General features: G+C 57.0%; 25 protein-coding genes. 18 read left to right on the top strand and 7 right to left on the bottom strand.

All coding sequences use genetic code 11. From position 1 onward, the window contains the following. The coding region (locus tag HX778_RS25055) for a hypothetical protein (protein ID WP_218167220.1) at positions 1-339 on the top strand (339 nt) is incomplete at its 5' end. 88 nt (positions 340-427) lie between these two features. Here HX778_RS25055 and celB read toward each other — a convergent pair. The 3 genes from celB to HX778_RS20725 all read right to left on the bottom strand — a co-directional run bounded on the left by celB (position 428) and on the right by HX778_RS20725 (position 3511). Next, complete coding sequence (gene celB / locus HX778_RS20735) at positions 428-1795, bottom strand: PTS cellobiose transporter subunit IIC (protein ID WP_038473062.1); 1368 nt, start codon at positions 1793-1795, stop codon at positions 428-430. A 92-nt stretch (positions 1796-1887) separates the two neighbouring features. Continuing rightward, positions 1888-3189, bottom strand: a complete 1302-nt coding sequence (locus HX778_RS20730; protein WP_176982930.1) for a 6-phospho-beta-glucosidase — start codon at positions 3187-3189, stop codon at positions 1888-1890. A 16-nt stretch (positions 3190-3205) separates the two neighbouring features. Beyond that, a complete protein-coding gene (locus HX778_RS20725) occupies positions 3206-3511 on the bottom strand; it encodes a PTS sugar transporter subunit IIB (RefSeq protein ID WP_038473059.1) in 306 nt (101 codons plus the stop codon). On the opposite strand from HX778_RS20725, the gene HX778_RS20720 reads away from it, so the two are divergent. The 3 genes from HX778_RS20720 to HX778_RS20710 all read left to right on the top strand — a co-directional run bounded on the left by HX778_RS20720 (position 3498) and on the right by HX778_RS20710 (position 5633). After that, positions 3498-3701 (top strand): hypothetical protein, encoded by a 204-nt coding sequence (locus HX778_RS20720; protein ID WP_176982929.1) that lies wholly within the window; start codon positions 3498-3500, stop codon positions 3699-3701. The genes HX778_RS20725 and HX778_RS20720 overlap by 14 nt on opposite strands. Before the next feature lie 59 nt (positions 3702-3760). After that, positions 3761-4876: a MurR/RpiR family transcriptional regulator gene (locus tag HX778_RS20715; RefSeq protein ID WP_176982928.1), complete on the top strand. Its 1116-nt coding sequence runs from the start codon at positions 3761-3763 to the stop codon at positions 4874-4876. An 88-nt stretch (positions 4877-4964) separates the two neighbouring features. Beyond that, positions 4965-5633, top strand: coding sequence for a DUF3313 domain-containing protein (locus tag HX778_RS20710; protein ID WP_038473056.1), 669 nt, complete (start codon positions 4965-4967; stop codon positions 5631-5633). A gap of 51 nt (positions 5634-5684) precedes the next feature. Here the strand turns inward: HX778_RS20710 and HX778_RS20705 are convergent, their stop codons facing one another. Next, positions 5685-6584, bottom strand: a complete 900-nt coding sequence (locus tag HX778_RS20705; protein ID WP_176982927.1) for a DMT family transporter — start codon at positions 6582-6584, stop codon at positions 5685-5687. A 172-nt stretch (positions 6585-6756) separates the two neighbouring features. On the opposite strand from HX778_RS20705, the gene HX778_RS20700 reads away from it, so the two are divergent. Beyond that, the gene (locus HX778_RS20700; protein WP_176982926.1) at positions 6757-7629 is read left to right on the top strand and encodes a helix-turn-helix domain-containing protein; all 873 of its coding nucleotides are present in this window, start codon (positions 6757-6759) and stop codon (positions 7627-7629) included. Here HX778_RS20700 and HX778_RS20695 read toward each other — a convergent pair. After that, the gene (locus HX778_RS20695) at positions 7609-8775 is read right to left on the bottom strand and encodes a benzoate/H(+) symporter BenE family transporter (protein ID WP_176982925.1); all 1167 of its coding nucleotides are present in this window, start codon (positions 8773-8775) and stop codon (positions 7609-7611) included. The genes HX778_RS20700 and HX778_RS20695 overlap by 21 nt on opposite strands. A gap of 95 nt (positions 8776-8870) precedes the next feature. Here HX778_RS20695 and HX778_RS20690 point away from each other — a divergent pair, with 95 nt between their 5' ends. From HX778_RS20690 to HX778_RS20640, 11 genes are all read left to right on the top strand, one after another. Beyond that, complete coding sequence (locus HX778_RS20690) at positions 8871-9410, top strand: helix-turn-helix domain-containing protein (protein ID WP_154185929.1); 540 nt, start codon at positions 8871-8873, stop codon at positions 9408-9410. Between the two features lie 70 nt (positions 9411-9480). After that, a complete protein-coding gene (locus HX778_RS20685; protein ID WP_038473050.1) occupies positions 9481-11445 on the top strand; it encodes a U32 family peptidase in 1965 nt (654 codons plus the stop codon). Positions 11446-11818: 373 nt separating this feature from the next. Further along, positions 11819-12958: a UDP-4-amino-4-deoxy-L-arabinose aminotransferase gene (gene arnB / locus HX778_RS20680; RefSeq protein ID WP_038473048.1), complete on the top strand. Its 1140-nt coding sequence runs from the start codon at positions 11819-11821 to the stop codon at positions 12956-12958. 1 nt (position 12959) lies between these two features. Then, a complete protein-coding gene (arnC, locus tag HX778_RS20675; RefSeq protein WP_176982924.1) occupies positions 12960-13940 on the top strand; it encodes an undecaprenyl-phosphate 4-deoxy-4-formamido-L-arabinose transferase in 981 nt (326 codons plus the stop codon). After that, complete coding sequence (gene arnA, locus HX778_RS20670) at positions 13940-15922, top strand: bifunctional UDP-4-amino-4-deoxy-L-arabinose formyltransferase/UDP-glucuronic acid oxidase ArnA (RefSeq protein WP_176982923.1); 1983 nt, start codon at positions 13940-13942, stop codon at positions 15920-15922. The genes arnC and arnA overlap by 1 nt, the downstream gene beginning before the upstream one ends. Next, positions 15919-16815, top strand: coding sequence for a 4-deoxy-4-formamido-L-arabinose-phosphoundecaprenol deformylase (arnD, locus tag HX778_RS20665; protein WP_038473044.1), 897 nt, complete (start codon positions 15919-15921; stop codon positions 16813-16815). Before arnA ends, arnD begins: the two co-directional genes overlap by 4 nt. 4 nt (positions 16816-16819) lie before the next feature. Further along, complete coding sequence (arnT, locus tag HX778_RS20660; protein WP_038473043.1) at positions 16820-18481, top strand: lipid IV(A) 4-amino-4-deoxy-L-arabinosyltransferase; 1662 nt, start codon at positions 16820-16822, stop codon at positions 18479-18481. Next, on the top strand, positions 18478-18801 hold the full coding sequence (gene arnE, locus HX778_RS20655) for a 4-amino-4-deoxy-L-arabinose-phosphoundecaprenol flippase subunit ArnE (protein WP_038473041.1): 324 nt from the start codon (positions 18478-18480) through the stop codon (positions 18799-18801). Before arnT ends, arnE begins: the two co-directional genes overlap by 4 nt. Then, entirely contained in the window at positions 18801-19196 is a 396-nt protein-coding gene (arnF, locus tag HX778_RS20650) for a 4-amino-4-deoxy-L-arabinose-phosphoundecaprenol flippase subunit ArnF (RefSeq protein WP_176982922.1), read from the top strand. The genes arnE and arnF overlap by 1 nt, the downstream gene beginning before the upstream one ends. Before the next feature lie 55 nt (positions 19197-19251). After that, positions 19252-19836, top strand: a complete 585-nt coding sequence (locus HX778_RS20645; RefSeq protein ID WP_038473038.1) for a flavin reductase family protein — start codon at positions 19252-19254, stop codon at positions 19834-19836. Beyond that, on the top strand, positions 19836-20078 hold the full coding sequence (locus HX778_RS20640; RefSeq protein WP_038473037.1) for a DUF2164 domain-containing protein: 243 nt from the start codon (positions 19836-19838) through the stop codon (positions 20076-20078). Before HX778_RS20645 ends, HX778_RS20640 begins: the two co-directional genes overlap by 1 nt. Here HX778_RS20640 and HX778_RS20635 read toward each other — a convergent pair. After that, the gene (locus tag HX778_RS20635) at positions 20068-23355 is read right to left on the bottom strand and encodes a transporter substrate-binding domain-containing protein (protein WP_038473036.1); all 3288 of its coding nucleotides are present in this window, start codon (positions 23353-23355) and stop codon (positions 20068-20070) included. The two genes, HX778_RS20640 and HX778_RS20635, sit on opposite strands and share 11 nt — an antisense overlap. A gap of 4 nt (positions 23356-23359) precedes the next feature. Continuing rightward, on the bottom strand, positions 23360-23983 hold the full coding sequence (locus HX778_RS20630; protein WP_038473035.1) for a response regulator: 624 nt from the start codon (positions 23981-23983) through the stop codon (positions 23360-23362). Between the two features lie 532 nt (positions 23984-24515). Between HX778_RS20630 and HX778_RS20625 the strand changes: the two genes are divergently transcribed. Then, the gene (locus tag HX778_RS20625; protein ID WP_176982921.1) at positions 24516-25043 is read left to right on the top strand and encodes a fimbrial protein; all 528 of its coding nucleotides are present in this window, start codon (positions 24516-24518) and stop codon (positions 25041-25043) included. A gap of 68 nt (positions 25044-25111) precedes the next feature. Next, positions 25112-25795 carry a fimbria/pilus periplasmic chaperone gene (locus HX778_RS20620; RefSeq protein ID WP_176982920.1) on the top strand — a complete coding sequence of 228 codons (684 nt, stop codon included), beginning with the start codon at positions 25112-25114 and terminating at the stop codon, positions 25793-25795. Positions 25796-25807 lie beyond the last annotated feature (12 nt).

The following is a 25807-nucleotide window of genomic DNA, read 5'->3' as shown; positions in this document are numbered from 1 at the left end:
TCGGAGAGAAAACCGAGGCGATTTAAGCCGGAACCGAGCCTCGCTTTTAACCCACAGCAACGCTTAAACGTTATATTCGCTTCAGATCTCAAAGCCACGCCCTTGTTCCCGGCTCTCATCGCCCCCGGTTATGACCCAACTCAGGCGGGGTTGAGCTGCCGGGAGCAGCGAAAGAGAGCGATCGTCGGGAACGGATCGCGAACGACCCCGAATGTTTGGGTGATAGCCGGTGGGTTTACCGCTTCAGCGGCGATGAGCTCGCCGGGCGCCGGGGCTGTTCGGGGGATGGCGTTATCCCCCGGACACGTTCACCGTTATCTGAACGTGCAGGGGAAATAGCTCTACGGGTGAACGGAACGATACCCAAATTTGCAGAGGTCAAACGTCCTGGGTGTTCACCTAATAACATATTGAGACAAAACAAGTATCAGACTGTACTCCTCTCACTCACCGCCTCAGCCGGGGCGCTGACCGCCGTCTGATTTGCCTGCTGCTCTTCGCGGAACTTCAGGTTATCCCAGACCCGGAAGAACGGGTAATACATCACCAGCGAGATAGCCAGGTTCACAATCTGCAGAATCGAGCCGGAAACGTGGCCGCCCGTCGCTAAATAGCCGCTGACGATAATTGGCGTAGTGAACGGCAGCGCAATCCCGGCAGGGGGCGCAACCAGGCCGGTTGCCATCGCCGTCCAGGACACAATCACCAGCACCACCGGCGTCAGGATAAACGGCACCACCAGATACGGGTTCATCACCAGCGGAATGCCAAACACCATCGGCTCGCTGATGTTAAACAGGCTGCCCGGCGCGGCAATTTTACCCAGCTGCTTCATCTGCACGCTGCGGCTGCGGATCAGCATAAAGATAACCAGACCTAACAGCGCGCCGGTACCGCCTGGGGCAATCCACAGGTCATAGAACTGCTGGGTAATGATGTGCGGAATAGGCAGGCCATTCTGGAACGCCGCCAGGTTTTCGGACATGTTGGTCAGCCAGACCGGGCGGATAAACACCAGCACGATGGTGTCGCCATGCAGGCCCAGCGTCCACAGAATGCCAATCAGGATCACCGAAACAATCATCCCCGGTAGTGAGCCGCCGATATGGCTCATTGGGATGCCCACCAGGTCAGTAATCATGGTGTTGATGTCGCCAAACGGCGTGGCTTCCACCAGCAGACGCAGCGCCAGCACTACCGCCAGCACGCAGAAGCCCGGCACCAGCGCGAGGAACGACTTTGCCACCGCCGGGGGGACGCCTTCCGGCATGCGAATAACCAGATTACGGTTGCTGATAAAGCGGTAAATCTCGGTCGAAAGCAACGCAATCAGAATCGCAACGAACAGTCCCTGACTGCCGATTTGTCCCATCGGCAGCACGCCTTTCACAAACTCGGCAGGCCCACCGGACGGCGGTGTAAACATAATGTTCTGCGGAATCGTCATAATAAAGGCCACCAGCGACACCGCCCCAGAGGTAAGCGGATCGAGGGTGCGGTATTTCTCGGCCAGGCGATAGGCGATGCCGAAGCTGGAGATAATCGCCATGATGTCATAGGTCGCTTTGACCGGATAAAGCAGCTTGCTTTGCCACGTTGCGCCGAATAAATCGGTCATTAGCTGGGGGTAACCCGGCACCGGCAGATAGGCGAAAATCAGGAAGAATGAGCCAATCAGCATGAATGGCATATTCAGGATGATCCCGTCACGGACGGAGAGCACGTGCTTTTGCCCGGCGATTTTCAGCGCGACGGGCAGCACATATTTTTCAAGAAACGATTTCTTTGCGGACACGGTTACCCCTGTCCCGGCGCATGGCCGGGCATTATTGTTATTGGTTTCTGTAATGGGATGGGCGGCATAGCTGCGCCCACCGGTAATCGGCGCTATTTAAACTGCGGCAGCCACGCCTTGTTACTCTCAAGCACTTCGTCGAGCAGCGCCTGAGCAATATTCACGTCGGCCACCAGCGGATTCGCTATCAGCGCCAGGAGCGCCTGCTGCTTATCGCCGTGAACCGCCGCCTCAATCGTCAGGCGTTCAAAATCTTTCACCTGCTGCGTCAGGCCGTTCATCAGGGGAGGAAGTTTGCCGAACGCCAGCGGGTGGGCGCCCAGCGCATCTATCACGCAGTTGGTTTCGATAACTGCATCGTCCGGTAGCCCCTGGATGGCGCCGTTGTTAGCGGTATTCACCACCATCTGCTTGCCGAGGTTGTTGTGCAGGGCGTCAATAAGCTCCAGAGCGACTTCAGAATAGAATGAGCCGCCGCGCTGGCTGAGCTGCTCCGGCTTTTTGTCGAGCTGTGGGTTGGCGTACAGCTCAAACAGTTCGGCCTCCACTTTCATTACCTGCTCGGCGCGGGTGCCTTTTCCGTTCGCGGCGTCGGCCAGCTCATCCTTCAGCATGGTGCGGGTTTGCCAGAAGTAACGATGATACGGGCAAGGAATCGCTTTCAGGGCGCGCAGCAGGGCAGGCGGCCACGGAATCGCTTTGATGTTGTTCATTGAAAGCTGCTCGCCGTCGCATAGCATTTCAATCACCTCGGCGGTCACGTCACGGCCATCGGCAATCACCTCATGTACCCAGACCATATGGTTGAGTCCGGCAAAGCGCAGCGTGACTTTGTCGTAAGGGAGTTTGAGCATGTCGGCGATGGTGTGGTGCATGGTCACCGGCACGTTGCACAAACCAACGATGTTGGCGGCACTGTAGCGTGACACGGCCTCGGTGACGATGCCTGCCGGGTTGGTGAAGTTAATAATCCACGCATTCGGCGCGAGGCGTTCGACGCGCCTCGCAATATCAAGCATCACCGGAATGGTACGCAACGCCTTGGCAAAACCGCCGACGCCGGTTGTCTCCTGGCCCAGCAGCTCATGGCTGAGGCCGAGGCGTTCATCGGCGGCACGAGCGGGTAGCTGCCCAACGCGAAGCTGGGTCAGCACAAAGCTGGAGCCCGCAATCGCCGCGTCAGGATCGTAGTGCACTGATACCCTGACCTGCTCCAGACCTTTGCTGTCGAACATGCGGCGGGCCAGCGCGGCGATAATCTCAACCTTCTGGCGCCCGGCTTCCACGTCCACCAGCGCCAGCTCCGTCATCGGCAGGGCGGCATGGCGCAGAATCAGGCCTTCAATCAGTTCCGGGGTATAGCTGCTGCCCCCGCCCACAACGGTAATTTTCATCGTTTTCTCCCGCTCATCAGGCCATCAGGGTAAGAGCTTTATCCAGCACGCGGTCGCCGCGCATAGTGCCGTAATCCATCATGTCGATAACCGCCACCGGCTTACCTGACGGGGCAGAAAGCTCGGCCAGACGGGCCAGCTCAAACTGCACCTGAGGACCAAGCAGCACCACGTCGGCGCTCTGGAGATGGCTTTCAATTTCTGCGACGGAGACGGCGTCAATCTGCACGTCCAGCGCGCGCTTTGTGGCCTCGGCACGCATCTTTTGCACCAGCATGCTGGTGGACATTCCCGCGGCGCAACACAACATGATCTTCTTCATTACCTTTATCCTTCAAATTGAAAACGTGTTTCAAACAACAGCGCGTTTATTCAGCATGTATGAAAATTATTTTCATGACCGTGATCTGCGTTGGATTATTGGTTTCCCGAATATTAAAGGGGAGTCAGGAGGTTGTCGGGCTGGTATAGCGAAAGTGAGAGGCATGACGACAATGGTAATTGAAAAATAATTTCAAGACATTATGATGGTTTATTCGCCCGTGACGCAGACGCAAGGAATCTTTCAGCGATGGATATTGTTTATCACCTGGTCCATGGGTTAGCGGACTCTTCTCCGCAGGAGACCCGGCTGGCACGCTTTTTTCTTGAGAATTTTTTCCAGCTACCGGATGCGACGATGGAGCAACTGGCCGCCCGTGCGGGCGTGAGCCAGGCGACCTTGCAGCAGTTTGCCCGCACCATAGGCTGCAGCGACATGAATGATTTCCTCGGTCAGGTTCGCCACCAGCGGCACGACAGCCGGGTACAGGAAGCGTTAGCCGCGCCGTCTCAGGTACTGGGGGATGCAGCATGGGTAGATAACGAGACGCTGCAATTTCTGGCCAGTCGTGGCGGCGTGGCTAAAGACGTGCTGGCGCGTTTTTCACACTCCATCGGGCGGGATACGGACGGCGATATTATCAGCCGCATTCGGCAGAAGTTGGCGGAGTTCAGCCAGCAGGAGTCCAGGGTAGCGCAGGCTATTCTGCACGATCCGGGTTTTGCCTCCTCGGCCACTATTGACCAGTTGGCGCAGGCGGCGGGCGTGAGTCCGGCGACGATCACCCGTTTTGCCCGAGCCGCCGGCTGCGATGATATTCGTGATTTACGCATGAAGCTGGCGCAGGCCAGTACCGCCATGGCGGGCAGCGAGCTGTCTGCTGCCTGGCAGCAGCGTTTGGGCAGCATCCAGCAGTCGCTGAGTCAGCAGCTGGAAACGTTGCCTGAGGCGAGCGTCACCCGTGCCGTGGCGCTGCTCAGGCGAGCCAATGCGATTCATATTTTTAGCGCCGGTGCGGCGGACACGCCTTTTGCCAGCCTGCTGCAGTATCGCTTACTGACGCTGGGGCAGCCCGCCAGCGTCTGCTATGACCCGGCGCTGATGAGCTTCACCGCCTCGATGCTGAATGCGGGGCAGGCGATGATTGTCTTCGCCAGCTCAACGCCGGACAGCGCGCTGCTTGCGGCGGTGCAGCAGGCCAGTCGGCAGGGCGCGGCGATAATCATGGTGACCAAAGATCCCACCAGCGCGGCGCAGGCCGGAGACGTCTGGCTTTCTCCCGGAGAGGGGCAATATGGTGCGTTATTGATTATCGACCTGCTGTGCGATGGCGTCGCCGCCGCAGGAGATGAGCGGCAGATCTGAGTTTTTGCATCAAAGCAGCTTTACCCCTACAGGAAGTGTCGTTTTTTGCTATACCTGAAAGGCTTACACCAACTAACAGGAACAAACGATGCGTACCACAACGTATTTTAAAGTGGCTTGTCTGGCAGGTTTATTAGCGCTGGCGGGGTGTGCTTCAAAAACCACCTCACCGGAAAAATACTCTGGATTTCTAAAAGATTACTCCGGCCTGCAGGAAACAAAATCGGCGACCGGCAAAACCGTTATGCGCTGGGTTGACCCGAACTTTAAACCCAGCAACTACGACAGCCTGGTGTATAACCCGGTAGTTTATTATCCGACGCCTAAACCGACGACTCAGATTGGCCAGCAAACGCTGGATGGCCTGCTGGCCTATACTAACACTAAGCTGAAGGCCGCGGCACAACAGCGCAAGCCTTTGGTGACGACGCCTGGCCCACGCAGTTTAATTTTCCGTGGGGCGATTACCGGCGTGGACAGCAGTAAAGAAGGCCTGCAGTACTACGAGGTGATCCCGATTGCGATGGTGGTGGCGGGCACGCAAATGGCCACAGGCCACCGCACCATGAATACCGATCTCTACTTCGAAGGCGAGCTGATTGACGCGTCCACCAATAAACCCGTTTTGCGCGTGGTGCGTAAGGGCGAGGGGAAAACGCTGAGCAATGAGAATGCTAAAGTCACCGTTGATACCCTGAAACAGGTGGTGGATGATTTAGCCACCGACGCCACGATGTTTGACGTGCCGAATAAATAACGCCGGTCATGCAGGCAAAAACCGCAGCCCTGAAAAAGCTGCGGTTTTTTATTACGCCAGTTTTCTACGCCACGGCAGCCACTGCTCGGGTTTCGCAAACATCACCAGGTTGCCCAGCAGAATCATCACCAGCCCCAGCACCGCATTCGCGTGCCAGACGTAGCCTTCGTAAACCGTCGACAGCGTCAGCGCAACCAGCGGGAAGAGCAGCGTGCTGTAGGCAGCCTGGCTTGCGCCGATACGGCCAACCAGCGTGAAATAGGCGCCAAAAGCAATCACCGAGCCAAAGATCGCGAGATAAAGCAGCGAACCGATGTAGCGCGCGGTGAAGTCAGGCATAAACGACTCGCCGCTCGCCAGCGCCACCACGCCCATAATCGTGGTGCCGTAAAACATCGCATAGGTATTGGTCGACAGCGTTTCCAGGCCCCGGCTTTGGTGACGGGCGCTGATCATATTCCCCAAAGAGAAGCCAAACGTGCCGAGTGCGCTGAGGCCGATGCCGATGAGCAGCGAAGGTGCCATTTGGGTCGCAACCAGATCGTGCCAGAACAGAGCGACGATCCCGGCAATCCCGAGCGCCGCAGCGGGCAATACGCGCGGAGAAGGCTTCTTGCGGAAGAACAGCAAGTTGTTGAAGGCGTTAAACAAGACCGCCATCGAGAAAATCACCGACTCCAGCCCGGAGCTGATATACGCGGCGGCGTGATAGAAGCAGAAGAAGTTGAAACCGAACACACACGCGCCCTGCAGCACGCAAAACAGGTGGTCTTTGAGCCCGATGCGCTTCAGGCGACCCAGCGCCAGAAGGACTACCAGCATCACCACCGCCGCCACGGCAAAGCGCCAAAAGATAGACACCGGGACCGAAACCACCCCCTGTTGCATATAAATGGCAATCCACGTTGTCCCCCAAATCACCACCACCAGAATATAAAGCAAAGCGTTCATTGTTGTTCTCATCAGCCAAAATCAGACCACGAGTATCCGTTTTTGCTTTGCTTTCGGCTTTCATCCGGGGGGCCGACTTACATATTCTTGCGGTTTTTTTTCACCGTGACGCTGGCGACGGCCGAACGCAGTCCTTACACTAGCCAGTATGTTCCAGAAGCCAACTTCCCCTATGACCACGCCATATCACGCCTTTGAAAACCTGCAGCAGCACAAAGCCCGCCTGAACGGCAGCGTTCAGCTTGGCTCAGGGGTTCAGCTCGCCGCCTGGTCAAACGGTAACGACTGTATTACCCAGCGTTGCGATCACCACACGCTCAGCCTTTACGTTACCGAAGGGTACGAAACCTACCAAAAAACGGCTTCAGGCTGGCGCAACGGCGGCGGCCCGGATCGCTTCTGTATCATGCCGGAAGACAGTGAATCGACGTGGGACGTGCGGGATGACTTCTCGTTTGTGCATCTGTACTGCACCGACGAACACCTCAAAGAGATTGCCGCGCAGATTTGGGATCGCAGCCCGGCGGCCATCAACCTCGATGAAAAAACCTTTGCCGATGATGCACGGATCACCCAGCTTTATCGCCATTTCTTGCTTAGCAGCGACTGGCAGCAGCGGGCGAATCACCTGACGCTAAGCACGGCTTCCACGCTGCTGCTGACGCACCTGGTGCAGCATTACAGCAGCGTGCAGTGGAAGCTGCCGACGGTGCGCGGCGGGCTTGCGCCTGCGGTGCTGCGAAACGTGCAGGCGTACATCGAACAGAACCTCAGCGAAGCGCTGACGCTCAGCGAGCTTGCCCGGCTGGCAGATCTCAGCGAGTACCACTTTGCACGCATGTTCAAGCAGTCGACCGGCCAGGCGCCGCATCAGTACGTTATGCAGCGCAGAATGGCGAAGGCAGAAACGCTGGTACGCCAGGGGCGGTTACCGTTAACGGATATCGCCATGGCCTGCGGATTTAGCTCGCCCAGTCATTTCAGCAACCGCTTCAAAAGCGTCTTTGGCGCCACGCCGTCGCAGCTACGCGCGCTTAAGGCGTGAAAACGCGGTATAGCAAATCCCTCCGGCAATTACCCCCCAAAACGCAGAGCTGACGCCCAGCAGATTCACCCCCGAGGCAGTAACCAGGAACGTGACGATAGCCGCGTCCCTGTCCCGCTCGTGATTCAGCGCCTGGTGCAGGCTGCCGGCAATCGTGCCCAGCAGGGCCAGCCCGGCAAGGGTGTGGATCCAGGCCAGCGGCAGGGCGGTCAGCAGCGTTGAAATCGACCCGCCGAAAACGCCGGCAATCAAATAAAACACGCCCGCAGCGGCGGCGGCAAGCCAGCGCTTGTCCTTGTCCGGATGGGCTTCTGCCCCCTGGCAAATGGCGGCGGTAATGGCGGCGATACAAACCGAAAACACGCCGAACGGCGCCAGCAACAGGGCAATTAAGGCGGTCACGACAATCAGCGGTGAAACCGGCACTTTATAGCCGGAGGCCGCCAGCGTGGCGATGCCGGGGGCATTTTGTGACGCCATCGTTACCAGGAAAAAAGGCACGCCGATGCCCAACAGGCTGGCCACGCTCAACGACGGGGAAGTGAACTCGGGGACCGCCACAGAAACCGGAACGCTCCCCGTGTGAAGCTCGCCGGTGACGAGGCAAATCAGCAGGCCGATCAGCATGGCGACGACGACGGCATAGCGCGGGGCAAAGACCTTCGCCAGCAGCCAGCCAAGCAGCATGCTCCCGCCCAGCAAAAAGTGACCCTGTAACGAGGTGAAAGTATCCAGGCCAAACCTGAGCAGAACCCCGGCCAGCATGGCGGCGGAGAGCGTAGGGGGGATCAGGCGCATCAGCCTGGCGAACAGCCCGGTCACGCCGCAAATCAGGATCAGCAGCGAAGCAAAAATAAAAATGCCAATGGCTTCACTCAGGCTATGCCCCGGCAGGCTGGTGGCCAGCAGCGCGGCTCCCGGCGTTGACCAGGCCGTCAGGATCGGTGCGCGATACCACAGCGTCAGTCCCAGCGTGCTGATGCCCATCGCAATGCCCAGCATCGTCAGCCAGCCGGCTATTTGGTGGGACGTGGCCCCGGCGGCATCTGCAGCCTGCCAGATAATGGCGGCGGAGCTGGCATAGCCGACCAACACGGCAACAAAACCGGCCAGAACAGTGGGAAACGGCAGCAAAGAAAGGCGCATAATAAACTCGTTGTGCGTTATAACGTCCGGGGAATATAGCATCGTGCGTTATAGCGCACAAGGCGCTATACTTCGCCGCCAACAGGAGGAAGAAAATGGACATTGCGCTACATCTGGCGAACACCCTGAAAAGCCTGCGCCAGGCCAGAGGCTGGAGCCTGACATTTGCGGCGGAGCAGACCGGCGTGTCGAAGGCCATGCTCGGGCAAATCGAACGCAACGAGTCCAGCCCGACGGTGGCAACCTTGTGGAAAATTGCCACCGGTTTTAACGTGCCGTTTTCGGTGTTTCTGGAAGCCGGCGTTGAACCCGTGCGCCCGGTCTTCGACCCGCAGCACAGCGAAATGGTGGTGGTGCCGCTGTTTCCTTACGATCCGCAGCTGCGTTTTGACCATTTTTCTATTCGTCTGGCATCCGGCGCGCTGAGCGAATCTTCGGCGCACGACGCGGGCGTGATTGAGCATGTGGTGGTGATAAGCGGTACGCTGGAGATGAATGTCGACGGCGAATGGCAGATTTTGACGGCCGGAGAAGGCCTGAAATTCCACGGCGATCGCCCCCACGCCTACCGCAATTCAGGCGCCGATGAGACGCATTTTCACTCGCTGATCCACTATCCCGCGACGACCGCATAATCCCCCTGTTTTTGCGCGGGGGAAGTGACTACAATAGCCGCCTTTCGCCCATTACAGAACACGACAAACTATGCGCCTGCACGCGAATCAACTTGAATTACTCAGCCCTGCCCGTGATACCGCCATCGCCCGCGAAGCCATTCTCCATGGCGCGGATGCGGTTTACATCGGCGGGCCTGGCTTTGGCGCTCGCCATAACGCCGGCAACAGCCTGCAAGACCTGGCCGAGCTGGTGCCGTTTGCCCATCGCTATGGGGCGAAAATTTTCGTCACGCTGAACACCATTCTGCACGACGACGAGCTGGAGCCCGCGCGCTCGATGATTATCGACCTGTACGAAGCCGGTATTGACGCGCTTATCGTGCAGGATATGGGCGTGCTGGAAATGGACCTGCCGCCGATTGAGCTGCACGCCAGCACCCAGTGCGACATTCGTAGTGCGGAAAAAGCGAAGTTTCTGTCAGATGCGGGCTTCTCGCAAATCGTGCTGGCGCGCGAGCTGAACCTGCAGCAAATTGCCGCTATTCATCAGAACGTTGACGCGACGATCGAGTTCTTTATTCACGGCGCGCTGTGCGTGGCGTACTCCGGGCAGTGCAACATTTCCCACGCGCATACCGGGCGCAGCGCCAACCGTGGCGACTGCTCGCAGGCCTGCCGCCTGCCTTACACCCTGAAAGACGACCAGGGGCGCGTAGTGGCTTATGAAAAACACCTGCTGTCGATGAAAGACAACGACCAGAGCGCCAACCTGGCGGCGCTGGTGGACGCGGGCGTGCGTTCCTTCAAAATTGAAGGACGCTACAAAGACATGAGCTATGTAAAAAACATCACCGCGTATTACCGCCAGCTGCTGGACGAGCTGATGGACGGGCGCAGCGATCTGACCCGCGCCTCTGCCGGCGTCACCTCGCACTACTTTATTCCGTCGCCGGACAAAACGTTCCACCGCGGCAGCACCGACTACTTTGTTAACGAGCGTAAAATCGACATCGGCGCGTTTGACTCGCCGAAATTCGTGGGCCTGCCGGTGGGTGAAGTGCTGAAAGTGAGCAAAGACCATCTGGACGTTACCACCACTAACACGTTGACCAACGGCGACGGCCTGAACGTGCTAATCAAGCGTGAAATCGTCGGTTTTCGCGCCAATACGGTAGAAAAAACCGGGAAAAATCAGTATCGCGTCTGGCCAAATGAAATGCCGGAAACGCTGAAAAATGTACGTCCGAACCATCCGCTTAACCGTAATCTGGACCACAACTGGCAGCAGGCGCTGCTGAAGACCTCCAGCGAACGCCGCGTGGCGGTGGATATCGAGCTGAGCGGCAGTCAGCAGCAGCTGGTGATGACCGCGACCAGCGAAGAGGGCGTCAGCGTCAGCCAAACGCTTACGGGCCAGTTTGACGTGGCGAATAACCCGCAGAAAGCCTTCGACAGCCTGCGTGACGGTCTGACCAAGCTGGGCCAGACCATGTATTCCGCCCGTAAGGTGAACATTCTGCTGGAAGAGGCGCTGTTCGTGCCTAACGCCCAGCTTAACCAGCTGCGCCGTGACGCCATCGAGGCGCTGACCGAAGCGCGTCTGCAAAGCTATCAGCGCGGCAGCCGTAAAGCGGTCAGCGTGCCGCCTCCGGTCTACCCGGACAGCCATTTAAGCTTCCTGGCGAACGTTTACAACCATAAGGCGCGTGAGTTCTATCATCGCTATGGCGTGCAGCTGATTGATGCCGCTTATGAAGCACATGAAGAGAAGGGTGACGTACCGGTGATGATCACCAAGCACTGCCTGCGGTTTGCGTTTAACCTCTGCCCGAAACAGGCGAAGGGCAACATTAAGAGCTGGAAGGCTACCCCGATGCAGCTGGTACACGGCGATGAAGTGTTGACCCTGAAGTTCGACTGCCGCCCGTGCGAAATGCACGTCGTCGGCAAAATGAAGAACCATATTCTGAAGATGCCGCTGCCGGGCAGCGTGGTGGCGTCCATCAGCCCGGATGAGCTGATGAAAACGTTACCGGGTAAATCGAAGCGTTAATTGCATCGTTGATTATTAAAAACCGTCTATTTCTCAGGCGGTTTTTTTTTAATCAACCGTAAGGGCGCTAAATATAAATTGTCACACACGGAATTATTCCATGATTAAACAATGACGCAATAATCGTGATTTTTAGGTGACAATTTTCCTCTTTCTAAGAACGCTTTCCAGCTAGCAATGCTTAACTTCACGATTTTTCGTTATATCCCACTTTCTTAATACTGTTCTAAGATTTCTTTGTTAAATTCTTTTCATTGATTAGTCGTTTAGCAAAGCAGGCCGTACTTCCTGAATGTTGTACTTTTATTTAATTAGCCTGATTCATTATCCCGTCAGCTTTTGGCGTTCAGAGATTTAATAAGGAATCCACGTAATGAGTGATTTTCTGCCTTTTTCACGTCCAGCGTTAGGTGCGGAAGAAATTGCAGCGGTAACGGAAGTCATGCAATCCGGCTGGATAACCACCGGGCCGAAAAACCAGGCGCTTGAGAAGGCATTTTGCGAGTTAACGGGCAATAAACATGCGATTGCAGTAAGTTCCGCGACGGGCGGGATGCACGTAACCCTGATGGCCCTTGGGCTGCAGGCCGGTGACGAGGTTATCACACCCTCACTGACGTGGGTTTCCACGCTGAACATGATTGTTCTGCTGGGCGCAGAGCCGGTGATGATTGACGTCGATCGCGACACGCTGATGGTCACGCCAGAAGCCATCGAGGCGGCAATTACTCCTCGCACAAAAGCGATTATTCCCGTGCACTACGCGGGCGCGCCTGCCGACATCGACGCTATCCGCGCGATTGGCGAACGCCACGGTATTCCGGTGATTGAAGATGCTGCCCACGCGGCAGGCACGGAATACAAAGGCAAGCACGTAGGTTCTCAGGGAACCGCTATCTTCTCTTTCCACGCCATCAAGAACATGACCTGCGCCGAAGGCGGCCTGATCGTCACCGACGACGACCAGTTGGCAAACCGCATTCGTAGCCTGAAATTCCACGGTCTGGGCGTCGACGCCTTTGACCGCCAGACCCACGGCCGCGCGCCGCAGGCGGAGGTGATTTCTCCGGGGTTCAAATACAACCTCGCGGACATCAACGCGGCTATCGCGCTGGTGCAGCTGGGCAAACTTGAACAGATCAATATCCGTCGCCAGGAAATTGCCGAACGCTATCTCAAAGAGCTGGCCGATACGCCATTCCTGCCGCTTTCCGTTCCAGAATGGCAGCACCGCCACGCCTGGCACCTGTTTATCATCCGCGTAGACGAAGCCACCTGCGGCATTTCCCGTAGCGGCCTGATGGAAGCCCTGAAAGAGCGCGGCATCGGCACCGGCCTGCATTTCCGCGCGGCCCACACCCAGAAATATTACCGTGAACGCTATCCGCAGCTTCAGCTGCCGAACAGCGACTGGAATAGCGAGCGCATTTGCTCGATCCCGCTGTTCCCTACCATGACTGACGATGACACTTCCCGAGTCATTACCGCCTTACGTGAAATAGCAGGACTCTAAGATGACGACCCCGGAAACCATCAAAAAAGTATCCGTTGTGATCCCGGTGTACAACGAACAGGACAGCCTGCCTGAGCTGCTTCGTCGTACCACGGAAGCTTGCCAAAAGCTGAACCGCGATTACGAAATCCTCCTTATCGATGACGGCAGCAGCGACGACTCCGCCGCTATGCTGACCCAGGCGGCAGAAGCGCCCGGCAGCCACATCGTCGCGGTGCTGTTGAACCGTAACTATGGCCAGCACTCGGCCATTATGGCCGGCTTTAGCCACGTCACCGGTGACCTGATTGTCACCCTGGATGCCGACCTGCAAAACCCGCCGGAAGAAATTCCGCGGCTGGTTGAGAAAGCCGACGAAGGCTATGACGTGGTAGGCACCGTGCGCCAGAACCGCCAGGACAGCTGGTTCCGCAAACGCGCCTCGAAGATGATCAACCACCTGATCCAGCGTACCACCGGCAAAGCGATGGGCGACTACGGCTGTATGCTGCGCGCCTACCGCCGCCACATCATCGACGCGATGCTGCACTGTCACGAACGCAGCACCTTTATCCCGATCCTGGCAAATACCTTTGCCCGTCGCGCGGTGGAGATCCCGGTGCACCACGACGAGCGCCAGTTTGGCGACTCGAAGTACAGCTTTATGCGCCTCATCAACCTGATGTATGACCTGATCACCTGCCTGACCACCACGCCGCTGCGTTTGCTGAGCGTTGTGGGCAGCATTATCGCGCTGTCTGGTTTCGCGCTGGCCGTGCTGCTGGTGGTGTTACGTCTGGCTCTTGGCCCACAGTGGGCGGCGGATGGGGTGTTCATGCTCTTCGCCGTGCTCTTCACCTTTATTGGCGCCCAGTTTATCGGTATGGGGCTCCTCGGTGAGTACATTGGCCGTATCTATAACGACGTGCGGGCTCGCCCTCGTTACTTTATTCAACGCGTAGTTAGCAGTGAAACCGCTTTATCTTCAGAGGAAAATCAATAATGAAAGCAGTTGTTTTCGCCTATCACGATATGGGCTGTGTGGGTGTTCGTGCCCTGGTTGAAGCAGGCTATGACATTGCAGCAATTTATACTCACCCGGATAACGCGGCTGAGAATAACTTCTTTGGTTCTGTCGCCCGCACGGCGGCAGAATTCGGTATTCCGGTCTTTGCTCCTGAAGATGTGAACCACCCGCTGTGGGTTGACCGCATTAAAGACGCTCAGCCTGACGTGATTTTCTCCTTCTACTACCGCAATCTGCTGAGCGAAGAAGTCCTGAACTGCGCTTCCGTAGGCGCGTTTAACCTGCACGGATCTCTGCTGCCGAAATTCCGCGGCCGCGCACCGCTGAACTGGGTGCTGGTGAAAGGTGAAACCGAAACCGGCGTAACCCTGCACCGCATGGTGAAACGCGCAGACGCCGGCGACATCGTTGCCCAGGAACGCGTGGCAATCGCCGCAGAAGATACCGCGCTGACCCTGCATCACAAACTGTGTGAAACCGCGAAATCCCTGCTGGCGAAAAGCCTGCCGGTGATCAAAACCGGTCACTTCCCGCAGGCCGCGCAGGACGAAGCTAAAGCCACCTATTTCGGCGGCCGTTCACCAAAAGATGGCGCAATCAGCTGGGAAGGCACCGCAGCAGAAGCCAACAACCTGGTGCGTGCGGTAACCGAACCGTGGCCGGGCGCGTTCAGCTACGTGGGCGGCAGCAAATTTATTATCTGGAAAAGCCGCGTGCTGGAAAGCAACAACGGCGCGAAAGCGGGCACCATTCTCTCCGTGAACCCGCTGGTTATTGCCTGCGGCACCGGCGCTCTGGAAGTGGTCACCGGCCAGGCTGAAAACGGCGTGTACATGCAGGGCTCCCAGCTTGCACAGTCCCTGGGTCTGGTCAGCGGTGCAATCCTGAGCAGCAAACCTGTTTCCGCCATTAAGCGTCGTACCCGCGTGCTTATCCTCGGCGTGAACGGCTTTATCGGTAACCACCTGACCGAACGCCTGCTGCGTGATGACAACTTCGAGATCTTCGGCCTGGATATCGGCTCCGACGCTATCTCTCGCTTCATCGGTAACGAGCGTTTCCACTTCGTTGAAGGCGACATCAGCATTCACTCCGAGTGGATCGAGTACCACATTAAGAAATGTGACGTTGTGCTGCCGCTGGTGGCGATTGCTACCCCAATCGAATACACCCGTAACCCGCTGCGCGTTTTCGAACTCGACTTCGAAGAGAACCTGAAAATCATCCGCGACTGCGTGAAGTACAAAAAACGCATTATCTTCCCGTCCACCTCCGAAGTGTACGGCATGTGTACCGACGCCTCGTTTGACGAAGATAACTCCCCGTTGATCGTTGGCCCAATCAACAAACAGCGCTGGATCTACTCCGTGTCCAAGCAGCTGCTTGACCGCGTTATCTGGGCATACGGCGAAAAAGAAGGGTTGCGCTTCACGCTGTTCCGTCCGTTTAACTGGATGGGCCCGCGTCTGGACAACCTGAACGCCGCGCGTATCGGTAGCTCCCGTGCCATCACCCAGCTGATCCTTAACCTGGTAGAAGGTTCGCCGATCAAGCTTATCGACGGCGGCAAGCAGAAACGCTGCTTCACCGACATCGGCGACGGCATCGAAGCGCTGTTCCGCATTATTGAAAACAAAAACAATAACTGCGACGGACAGATAATCAACATCGGTAGCCCGGATAACGAAGCGAGCATCAAACAGCTGGCAGAAATGCTGCTGGAAAGCTTCGAGCGTCACCCGCTGCGCAGCCAGTTCCCGCCGTTTGCCGGTTTCCGTGAAGTGGAAAGCAGCGCGTACTACGGCAAAGGCTACCAGGACGTTGAGCACCGTAAGCCAAGCATCCGCAACGCGCAGCGCCTGCTGGACTGGACGCCTGAAGTGCACATGGAGAAAACCATCGACGAAACGCTGGACTTCTTCCTGAAAACCGTTGAGCTGACGGATCCCGCTTCATGAGAAAAGTCGGCCTGCGTATTGATGTCGACACCTGGCGAGGCACCCGTGAAGGGGTGCCAAACCTTCTGGAGACGCTGAGTTTACACTCGACTCAGGCAACCTTTTTCTTCAGCGTTGGGCCAGACAATATGGGGCGCCACCTGTGGCGCCTGATCAAGCCCAAATTCCTGTGGAAGATGCTGCGTTCTAACGCGGCATCGCTGTACGGCTGGGATATTCTGCTCGCGGGCACCGCGTGGCCGGGCCGCCAGATTGGCGCGGGCAACGCTGAGGTTATTGCGGCGACGGCGGACCACCATGAAGTGGGACTCCACGCCTGGGATCACCATGCCTGGCAGGCCTGGGCGGGCGTCTGGGAGCAGGACAAGCTCGAACACCAGATTCGCCTTGGGCTGGACGCGCTGCAGAAAATTGTCGGCCAGCCGGTAAGCTGTTCGGCGGTGGCCGGCTGGCGTGCTGACCAGCGCGTGGTGAAAGCGAAGTCTGCTTTCCCGTTCCGGTACAACAGCGACTGTCGCGGCACCACGCCGTTTATCCCTGTCCTGTCTGACGGCAGGGAGGCGGCGGTGCAAATTCCCGTGACGTTGCCCACCTGGGACGAAGTGATTGGGACTGAGGTCAGTAAAGAGAGCTTTAACCGCTTTATCCTGGATAAAATTCACCAGGACAGCGGCACACCGGTTTACACCATCCATGCGGAAGTCGAAGGGATGGTGATGCGAGATTCCTTTAGTGAATTGCTGGCAATGGCCGCGGCGGAGGGAATTCAGTTCTGCCCGCTCAGCGAGCTTCTGCCGGACGATTTATCCACGCTGCCGAAAGGCAAAATTGTGCGCGGGACAATCCCAGGCCGGGAAGGCTGGCTGGGTTGCCAACAACTTATAGAGTCGTAAACCGATGAAAACAGCAAAATATGGAATGGCCCTTCTGGTCTGTTTTGCCTTGCTTTACCTTGTACCGCTGGAGTTCCGCCACCTGTGGCAGCCGGATGAAACGCGTTATGCGGAAATCAGCCGTGAAATGCTGCAGTCCGGCAACTGGGTTGTTCCCCATTTCCTCGATCTGCGTTATTTCGAAAAGCCTGTCGCGGGGTATTGGATCAACAACATCAGCCAGTTTATCTTCGGGCAGAACAACTTTGCCGTGCGTTTTGGCTCCGTTTTCTCGGTGACCCTGAGCGCGCTGTTGACCGGCTGGCTGGCGTTCCGCCTGTGGCGTGACAAAACGGTCGCGGTGCTGGCGGGGGTTATCTTCCTCACCTGCCTGCTGGTCTATGGCATCGGGACTTATTCCGTTCTCGACCCGATGATCACCCTGTGGATGACGGCGGCGATGTGCAGCTTCTGGTTAGCCAGTACGGCCAAAACCACCGGCGGCAGGATTGGCGGCTATGTTCTGCTGGGCCTCGCCTGCGGCATGGGCGTGATGACCAAAGGCTTCCTGGCGCTGGCGGTGCCGGTGATTGGCGTCCTGCCGTGGGTGATTGCCCAGAAACGCTGGAAAGAAGTTCTGCTGTTCGGGCCGATTGCGGTACTGAGCGCGGTGCTGATCACGCTGCCCTGGGCCGTGGCGATCGCTAAAGCGGAACCTGACTTCTGGCACTATTTCTTCTGGGTAGAGCATATTCAGCGCTTCGCCGAGAAAGACGCGCAGCACAAAGCCCCATTCTGGTATTACATTCCGTTCCTGATTGCCGGCAGCCTGCCGTGGCTGGCGCTGTTGCCCGGCGCGTTGAAAAGCGGCTGGAAAGGCCGTGCTGAGCAGGGCGGAGCCTTTTACCTGCTGGGCTGGATAGTGATGCCATTCTTGTTCTTCAGCATCGCGAAGGGCAAGCTGCCCACCTATATTCTGCCGTGCTTTGCGCCCCTGGCTATCTTGATGGCGCGTCATGCGGTTGAGCTGGCGAAAAGCGGGTCTGCCGTTTTGCGCGTCAACGGCTGGATAAACCTGGCGTTCGGTTCGGCCTGTGTGATTACCGTGGCCTTCTTCCTCGCGCCGTGGGGGCTGGCAAGACATCCGGTTTATGCCGCCAATGAAAGCCTCAAAGTCGTTCTGGCGTGCCTGGCGTTTGCGGTCTGGGGGCTGTTTGGCCTTCTGACCCTGAGCCAGACGGCGAAGCGCTGGTACTGGGCGGCACTGTGCCCGCTGGGTCTGGCGCTGCTGGTCGGCGTGGTGATCCCATCGAAGGTGGAGAACTCCAAGCAGCCGCAGGCGTTTATTCACGCAATGCGTCCGCAGCTGGAAGACAGCCGCTACATCTTCACCAACAACGTAGGCATCGCCGCCGGGGTTGCGTGGGAGATGAAGCGCAGCGATATCAACCTCTATAGTCAGGCGGGCGAACTGCGTTACGGTCTCGACTATCCGGATGTAAAAGATCGCTACGTTGGCTCTGAGCAGTTCGAGTCCTGGCTGGCGGAACACCGCAAGCAGGGCAAAGTCTCGCTGCTGCTGTTGGTATCCAATAACAGCGATCTTAATGACCTGAAACTTCCGACGCCAGATCATCGGGCAAACAGCGGACGCTTTGTTCTGTTTGAGTACGACGCTCAGCCATGAATATTGCGCTGATTATTCTGGCCAGCCTGCTTAGCTGCGGCGGGCAGCTGTGCCAGAAGCAAGCGGCACAGGGGGCGGGGCGCCGCCACCTGATGCTGTGGCTCGGGCTTAGCATCTTGCTGCTGGGGCTGGGCATGCTCGTCTGGCTGCTGGTGCTCCAGCACGTCGAAGTGAGCATTGCTTACCCGATGCTCAGCCTGAACTTTATCTTTATCACCCTTGCCGCGCGGTGGATCTGGAAAGAGAGAATTTCCGCTCACCACTGGCTGGGGGTGATTTTGATTATCCTGGGCATCATCGCGCTGGGAGGGCACGCCTGATGGGGTATATCTGGGCGTTAATGAGCGTATTGCTGGTGAGCGGGGCACAGCTCAGCATGAAATGGGCGATGATTCAGTTCCCGCCCGCTTCGCTGAGCCTGGCGTTTGCTATGTCGGTGCTGTTTGGCGGCTACGGCCTGCTGGCGCTGATTTGCGGCCTGGCCGCCTATGCGTTCTCCATGGGCTGCTGGTATATGGCGCTGAAGCGTATTCCGCTCAGCAAGGCTTATCCGCTTTTAAGCCTGAGCTACGTGCTGGTGTGGTTTGCAGCCATTAATCTGCCGTGGCTCAACGAAGAGTTTAGTCCGGAAAAGCTTATCGGCGTGGCGGCTATTTTTGTCGGCCTGGTGCTGATTTGCCTGCCCCATAAGCTAAGCCACAAAAAGGAAAAGTAATGCGCTAATTGTTCAGGCAAACTGACGGCAACCTGATGAAAACTGGATGCGAAGTATGGACCCACATATCATTGAAGTTCCGTTAGAAAAGTCATACCGCCTGATCAATCACGGCCCAACGGTGCTGGTGTCTGCCCATCACAATGGCGTAGACGACGTGATGACCGCCGCCTGGGCCTGTGCGCTGGATTTTACCCCCTCAAAACTGATGGTGGTGCTGGATAAAATCACCGCCACCCGCGCGCTTATCGAAGAGAGCGGCACCTTTGTTATCCAGGTGCCCTGCGCCGCCCAGATCAAAATGACCCATTTTCTGGGTACCCACAGCCTGAAAGAGATGCCCGACAAGCTCGAGCAGTCCGGCGTGGAGCTGTTCCGCGCGCCGGGGCACAGCGTGCCGCTTGTCGCAGGTTGCACTGCCTGGATGGTCTGTAAGCTCATTCCTGAACCCCACAACCACCAGGCGCACGATCTGTTTATCGGCGAGATTATTGGCGCATGGGCGGACAACCGCGTTTTCCAGAACGGCCACTGGTCGTTTGAAACTTCGGCCCCTGAATTGCGCAGCCTGCATTACATTGCCGGCGGTCAGTTCTACGCCATCGGCGAGTCGCTGGTGGTGCCGGACGTGGAGGCGTAATGAAAAAGATTGAATTACCCGCCGAGGATTACCGCAAGCTGAGCGACTTCATCACCGACTGGCTGGCCGACAAACACGACCTGCAAATTGGCCAGTTCGAATCCGAGTTTTTCCTCGATGAGCTGGTCAAAAGAATGGCGCCAGCCCTCTACAATAAAGGGCTGGACGATGCCCTGGCGGTGACGCAGGGCAACATGCTGACGCTGGAAGAGCTGATCGATTTAGAGAAGGTTATGGACTAAATTCCTCGTCGTTTAGCCAGGCATGAATCGCCTGGTTAAACTCTTCCACAGCGCTGGAACACTTCAGCCACAAATCCTCGATTTCGACCTCATCGGCGACGGCTTCACGGCAGGCGGCCTCCAGGTTACGGCAGGCGCTTTCCGCCCGTTCTGCCCCGCATATTTGTACTGCCCCGGAGATGCGGTGCACGCAGGAGGCGAGTTCAGGCCAATCCTGCAGGCTAAACAGATCTTCTGCCAGGCGTAAGTCCTCCTCATTGCTTTGCAGCGTCAGCCTGAGCAGTTCACCGAGCATGCTGCCGTCATGGCTGCTCATCGCCTTAAGTTTCTCGATGTTCACCAGCTTATCAAGGCCTGCGGGCTCCGCCAGGGCTGCCTGTTTGCTTTTCATCACGCTGGTTAAAATCGCTTCCAGCTGGGGCAGCTGTAACGGCTTAAACAGGCAATCGTCCATGCCCGCCATCTTGCAGCGGGTGCGCTCTTCTGGCCAGGCATTGGCCGTCAGCCCAAGGATAATCACCGGCTCGGATTGATGCTGGCGGATAAGCCGCGTCAGCGCCGGTCCGTCCATCCCCGGCATGCTGCAGTCGGTTATCACCACATCGAAGGCGTTATCGTGCCATAGCGCCCAGGCCTCTTCGCCGTCACGGGCTTCCGTAACTTTGTGGCCCAGGTGAACCAGCTGGCTACGCAGCAGCAGCCGGTTGGCCGGGTGGTCATCCACCGCCAGAATACTCAGGGGATAATGCTGTACCGCCTGCGGCTGGTTTTTCTGAACCACCTGTTCCGGCCGACGCTGGCTTTGTGCCACCGGTACGGTAAAGCTGACTTCGGTGCCGTGGCCCGGCAGGCTTTTCATCATAATGTTGCCCCCCATCATCTCTACAAGCTGGGCACAAATAGCCAGCCCAAGCCCTGAGCCGCTTTGCCCTCGGCCATTTTTTGCCTGCACCCACGGGGAGAAAATATCTTCCTGCTCCTCGGGACTAATCCCTTTGCCGGTATCCACGACGCTTATCCTCAGCAGCACGCTATCGGCAGGGGGGCTCTCCAGCGCGGTGATATCCACGTTGACACAGCCCCGCTCGGTGAACTTGATGGCGTTGCTCACCAGGTTTGAGAGTACCTGGCGAAAACGCAGCGGGTCGATATAGACCTGATAAGGCAGCGGCGGGGAAAGAATGCAGCGCAGGCGCAGGCTTTTTTGCCGGGCCAGACCTTCAAATACGCGGACTACGGGCGGCAGCAGATCGGTGGTTTTTACCCATTCAGGCGCAAGCTCAAGACGGCCGGACTCAATTCTCGCCATATCCAGGATGTCGCCGATAAGCCCCATCAGGGTACGGGCAGATTCCCAGGCGACGCGGATCGGATCTTCTTCTTCCGGCAAGCTTTCATTGGCTTTTACGGACAGCTCAAGCAGCCCAATGATGGCGCTTACCGGGGTACGAATTTCATGGCTCATCGTCGCCAGAAAAGTGCTTTTAGCCCGGTTAGCCTGTTCGGCGCGCTCTCGCTCCTCCGACAGCGCGTGGGTCAGGGTTTCATTGTATTCCAGCTGCGCCTGGAGCTTTTGTTGCGCCAGCAGGCGGGCTCTGACTTCCCTGTGCAGGTAATAGACCCAAATCAGCGAGGTGAGGATCAACACTCCGGCCACGCTGAATACCAGCCAAAACTGGGTTTTATACAGCTCCCAGGTATCCAGCCGAACGTCGGGCCGGGTTTGCCATTTATTGATGATGCTGTTGATATCCGCCGGGGAAATGTTCTCCAGCGACTTATTCAGGATGCTGAGCAGTTCAGGCTGATCGCGCGAGACGGCAAAGGCGATCCCGGCGGTCTGGCCGCCCACGTGGCCGCCAATCTTCAGGCGGTCGCGAAAATAGCGGTCAATCATATAGCTGGCGCCAAACAGGGAGTGAATGGCGATATCGGCTTTGCCGTCGTCGACCATCTGCATCGCAATGCTGGCGTTGGCGGTTTCAATAATGCGCACGTCGGGATTAAGCTGTCGCAGCTCCGGGATCAGGCTGTTTTTGCTGACGATGGCAACGCGCGTGCCGGCAGGGAGCGGGGAGGCGTAGTTTTTACCTTTGGCCTGAACCATCACAAAGGGTGAGGTGAAGTAAGCCCGGGAAAATAACAGGTTCTGATTCCGCTCCTCGCTATGGCTGACCGCGCCGATGAACATGGCTTTTTTGTCGTCAATTTGCTGCTCCATTGCGCTGACCGAATCCGCCGGGGCCGGTTCGAAATGCAGGCCGGTACGCAGCCGAATCAGCCGCAAAATATCGTCGGTGACGCCATAAAAATTGCCGTTGGCATCGATCATGGTGAAGGGCGCGTAAAAAGCGTTGACCGACACTTTCACCGAGGGGTGCCGCGCCAGCCATTTTTTTTCAGCCCCGGAGAACTCAACCTGCTTGCTGACGCGCCAGAGGTTAGCCCGCTCGCTCCACTGCTGGAGAATAACCTGATGCTGAATGCGGGGGATGGCGTCGAGCGCGCGATTAACCGCCCGCATCAGCGGTAAATCTTCGCTGCGCAGCACAAAATGGCTGCCGGTTTCCCGCTCAGGATAGACCCGCTGAAAGGCGAGAAAATGCGAGTAGTTACGCTCCAGCAGGTAAGACGTGGTCACCAGGTTGCCGATATAAAAGTCATTTTCTTCGAAGGCAACCGAGGCCATGGCCTGTTCGTCGGTAGCGAAATGGCGGAGGGTCACGCCGGGAAAATTCTGCTCTATCCAGCTGTCATCCACGTACCAGCGGGCGATGGCCAGCCGCATGCCTGGCTGGTAGCGAAAGGGGGCGCCGTTGCTGCTTTTTCGATGTACCAGCACCGGATGGTCGCTAATAAAATTGTTGGAGGGGACGAGCCTGGCGTGCTGCGGCAGCACTTTGCCAGAAGGATCGGCGACCATATCCACTTTATGCTGAGCCAGCGCGCTTAGCGCAGCGTCGCGGTCCGCAAACATCTGTACGTTGACGCGTAGCCCCAGATATTGCGCTATCAGGTGGATGTAGTCGGCGATCATCCCTTCGTAGCGGCTGTTGCCGGTGTAGAGATAAAGCGGGGGGATTTCGGGCTGCCAGACGGCAACATGCAGCTCGCGTTTATTGCCTAACCAGCGCCAGTCTTTGTCATCAAGGGTGAAGGCTTTAGGCTGATAGCTTTCACGGCTTAGAATATGCAGCCGTTCCGGCTTTGTAGCGCGGTCAGCATACGCCGGGGAAAAAATAATCAGGCCCAGAAGCAGAATCAACAGGTTGTACATCGGCTTAGTCCAGGCTGTGGCGGCGGGCAAAGTCAATCAACTCCATGGTGTTACTGACCTGCAGCTTGGTCATGAGGCGAGTTTTATAGGTGCTGACCGTCTTGTTGCTGATGTGCATTTTTTCGGAGATATCCATGACCTTGACGCCCCGGCTCAGATAGCGCAGCACCTGTAACTCGCGGTTTGACAGCCGCTTGACGGCCTCAACCTCACCGGCGGGTCTGGCGTTTTTGGTGCTGGTCTGGCGCCGTAGCGGAAAATAGCCATAACCACGCTCGACCGCGCGGACCGCATCCTGTAATTCATCCAGATTATTTCCTTTACCGACAAAGCCGTCCGCACCGCTGTTCATGCAGCGGCTTAAATAATGCTCGTCGTCGCGCCCGGTCAGCACTAATAAACGGCCAGAGAAATCATGAATTCTTAATTTCTCTATTAATTCCACACCGCTCAGTCCCGGGATGTCTAAATCCACCACGACAATTTCCGGGGTTAGTTTTTGAATTAATTTAAAAGCCTCGGAGCCGTCGCCGGATTCTGCCAGGACGTGATGACCATCTTTTTCAAGCAGCATGCGAATAGCCAGCCGCGCCATGGGATGGTCGTCTATTATCAACAGGGTCGCCATTATTTTCTCTCGGTTTTGTTTTCTCTATAAAGGCTGACATAAAACAGGCGTTTATATCAATACAAAAATAATGGATGTCGGGGTTGTTTGTTTTTCTCATTGATCGCTGGCACCTTGCCTGGTGAGGGTGGCGAGGGTTTGTGGTGATTTTGTAGTCCTGGGATGACAGAGATTGATGATTATGATGACAACGGTCTGACGCCATTCTGAATGTTTATTTCTTTAGCCGGGGTATAGTGAGTTCCACAAGACGGGGATATACCGGAGCGTATATTCACCACAGGCTGCAAAGGATATGCGTTGGTTCATGTAAAGTGAAAATTAATTAATGGTTCGTGTGTGAATGCGACATTTATGAATGTTCACAATATGACTCGCCTTGCTAACTTAATACAGGAATGACCGATAACTCACTGCCTTTTCTTTATCGAAAAGTTTCGCATGCGTATCTTTCATAAACCCATACGGTTATGCAGGAAGGTTAATACGGTGTCCGGCGTTGAACTTCATTTATTCACAGGAATTACATTTTATGAAAAAACAATTACACGCTCTGGCATTACTTTCCGTTATCAGCGGGGCGGCAGTTTCAACGGCTAACGCGGCCGACGGCACCATTCAGTTTAACGGCGAAATTATCGATGCGGCCTGCACCGTCTCCCCTGCTAGCGCCAGCCAGACCGTTACGTTGGGGCAGGTGAGCGATAAAGCGTTCGCCGCACAGGGTGACACTGCGGGCGCAACGGCCTTCCAGATTGACCTGACCAGCTGCCCGGCAACCGTGACCAGCGCTACCGTGAAATTCGACGGCACCGCATACCAGGGCGATAACTCTGCGCTGGAACTGACCCAAGGGGCTGGCGTGGCAACCGGCGTAGGCATTCAGATCCGTAACGCGGACAACACCGTGCTGCCGCTGTTCACGCCTTCTCAGAGCATCGCTCTGGCTCAGACTGGCACCAACACGCTGAAATTTAACGCGGCCTATGTGGCTAAAGCGGCAACCGTGACCGCCGGTCCGGCAAACGCCACCGCTACCTTCAGCGTGGTTTACAACTGATTGCCTGACGCAATTACTCCAGCCGGCCAGCGGGCCGGCTTTTATTCCCTCTCTCTGGAGTCTCTATTGTGAAGACAACACTCTCTTCTCTGCTGTTAGCAGGTTTACTCGCAGGAAGCGGTCTTGCTCACGCTGGCGTTGTCGTGGGCGGCACGCGAGTTATTTACGACGGTGAGAAAAAAGAAGCGGCAATCGGTCTCGACAACCCCGATGCCTCGCCATACCTGATTCAGTCGTGGGTGGAGAACGAAGCGGGCAACAGCGATAAACGCAGCTTTATCATCACGCCGCCGCTGTTCCGCCTCGACGCCAAACAAAAGAACACCCTGCGTATTATGCAGACCGGGGCCGGTTTGCCGGCGGACCGCGAAACGCTGTTCTGGCTGAATATTAAATCGATTCCCGCGACCGACGCGTCGGTGGCTGAAAATACCTTGCAGCTGGCTATCAACACCCGCATCAAGCTGATTTATCGCCCGGCTGCGCTGAAGGGCGAAGCGCCGGACAACGCCAGCAGCCAGCTTAAATGGGCACGCCAGGGCCAGGCTCTGTCGGTCACCAACCCGACGCCTTATTACATCAACTTCCAGTCGGTCAGCTTCGGTGGCCGCCCGCTTGATAAGGCCACCTACGTGGCACCACGCTCCTCGACCCGGATTGAACTGCCTGCTGACGTACGCGGCGGCCAGGTCGAATGGAAGGTCATCAGCGACTACGGCGCCGTTGGCGCAGCGCACAAAGCCTCCCTTTAAAGAATCGAATTC

This window comes from Cedecea sp. P7760 (genome assembly GCF_013386425.1).
In the GTDB taxonomy this organism is placed as follows: Bacteria; Pseudomonadota; Gammaproteobacteria; order Enterobacterales; family Enterobacteriaceae; genus Cedecea; species Cedecea selenatireducens.
The sequence above is the reverse complement of the archived record's forward strand: the minus strand, read 5'-3'. Positions and strand labels throughout refer to the sequence as shown.

Coding starts and splice junctions, on each gene's coding strand:
- HX778_RS20635 (WP_038473036.1), bottom strand. CDS start 23,355: ATGTACAACCTGTTGATTCTGCTTCTGGGCCTGATTATTTTTTCCCCG.
- HX778_RS20715 (WP_176982928.1), top strand. CDS start 3,761: ATGGATATTGTTTATCACCTGGTCCATGGGTTAGCGGACTCTTCTCCG.
- arnC (WP_176982924.1), top strand. CDS start 12,960: ATGACGACCCCGGAAACCATCAAAAAAGTATCCGTTGTGATCCCGGTG.
- arnF (WP_176982922.1), top strand. CDS start 18,801: ATGGGGTATATCTGGGCGTTAATGAGCGTATTGCTGGTGAGCGGGGCA.
- arnE (WP_038473041.1), top strand. CDS start 18,478: ATGAATATTGCGCTGATTATTCTGGCCAGCCTGCTTAGCTGCGGCGGG.
- HX778_RS20690 (WP_154185929.1), top strand. CDS start 8,871: ATGGACATTGCGCTACATCTGGCGAACACCCTGAAAAGCCTGCGCCAG.
- HX778_RS20730 (WP_176982930.1), bottom strand. CDS start 3,189: ATGAAAATTACCGTTGTGGGCGGGGGCAGCAGCTATACCCCGGAACTG.
- HX778_RS20685 (WP_038473050.1), top strand. CDS start 9,481: ATGCGCCTGCACGCGAATCAACTTGAATTACTCAGCCCTGCCCGTGAT.
- HX778_RS20630 (WP_038473035.1), bottom strand. CDS start 23,983: ATGGCGACCCTGTTGATAATAGACGACCATCCCATGGCGCGGCTGGCT.
- HX778_RS20645 (WP_038473038.1), top strand. CDS start 19,252: ATGGACCCACATATCATTGAAGTTCCGTTAGAAAAGTCATACCGCCTG.
- arnB (WP_038473048.1), top strand. CDS start 11,819: ATGAGTGATTTTCTGCCTTTTTCACGTCCAGCGTTAGGTGCGGAAGAA.
- HX778_RS20695 (WP_176982925.1), bottom strand. CDS start 8,775: ATGCGCCTTTCTTTGCTGCCGTTTCCCACTGTTCTGGCCGGTTTTGTT.
- HX778_RS20720 (WP_176982929.1), top strand. CDS start 3,498: ATGATCTTCTTCATTACCTTTATCCTTCAAATTGAAAACGTGTTTCAA.
- HX778_RS20640 (WP_038473037.1), top strand. CDS start 19,836: ATGAAAAAGATTGAATTACCCGCCGAGGATTACCGCAAGCTGAGCGAC.
- HX778_RS20710 (WP_038473056.1), top strand. CDS start 4,965: ATGCGTACCACAACGTATTTTAAAGTGGCTTGTCTGGCAGGTTTATTA.
- arnA (WP_176982923.1), top strand. CDS start 13,940: ATGAAAGCAGTTGTTTTCGCCTATCACGATATGGGCTGTGTGGGTGTT.
- HX778_RS20700 (WP_176982926.1), top strand. CDS start 6,757: ATGACCACGCCATATCACGCCTTTGAAAACCTGCAGCAGCACAAAGCC.
- HX778_RS20625 (WP_176982921.1), top strand. CDS start 24,516: ATGAAAAAACAATTACACGCTCTGGCATTACTTTCCGTTATCAGCGGG.
- arnT (WP_038473043.1), top strand. CDS start 16,820: ATGAAAACAGCAAAATATGGAATGGCCCTTCTGGTCTGTTTTGCCTTG.
- HX778_RS20725 (WP_038473059.1), bottom strand. CDS start 3,511: ATGAAGAAGATCATGTTGTGTTGCGCCGCGGGAATGTCCACCAGCATG.
- arnD (WP_038473044.1), top strand. CDS start 15,919: ATGAGAAAAGTCGGCCTGCGTATTGATGTCGACACCTGGCGAGGCACC.
- HX778_RS20705 (WP_176982927.1), bottom strand. CDS start 6,584: ATGAACGCTTTGCTTTATATTCTGGTGGTGGTGATTTGGGGGACAACG.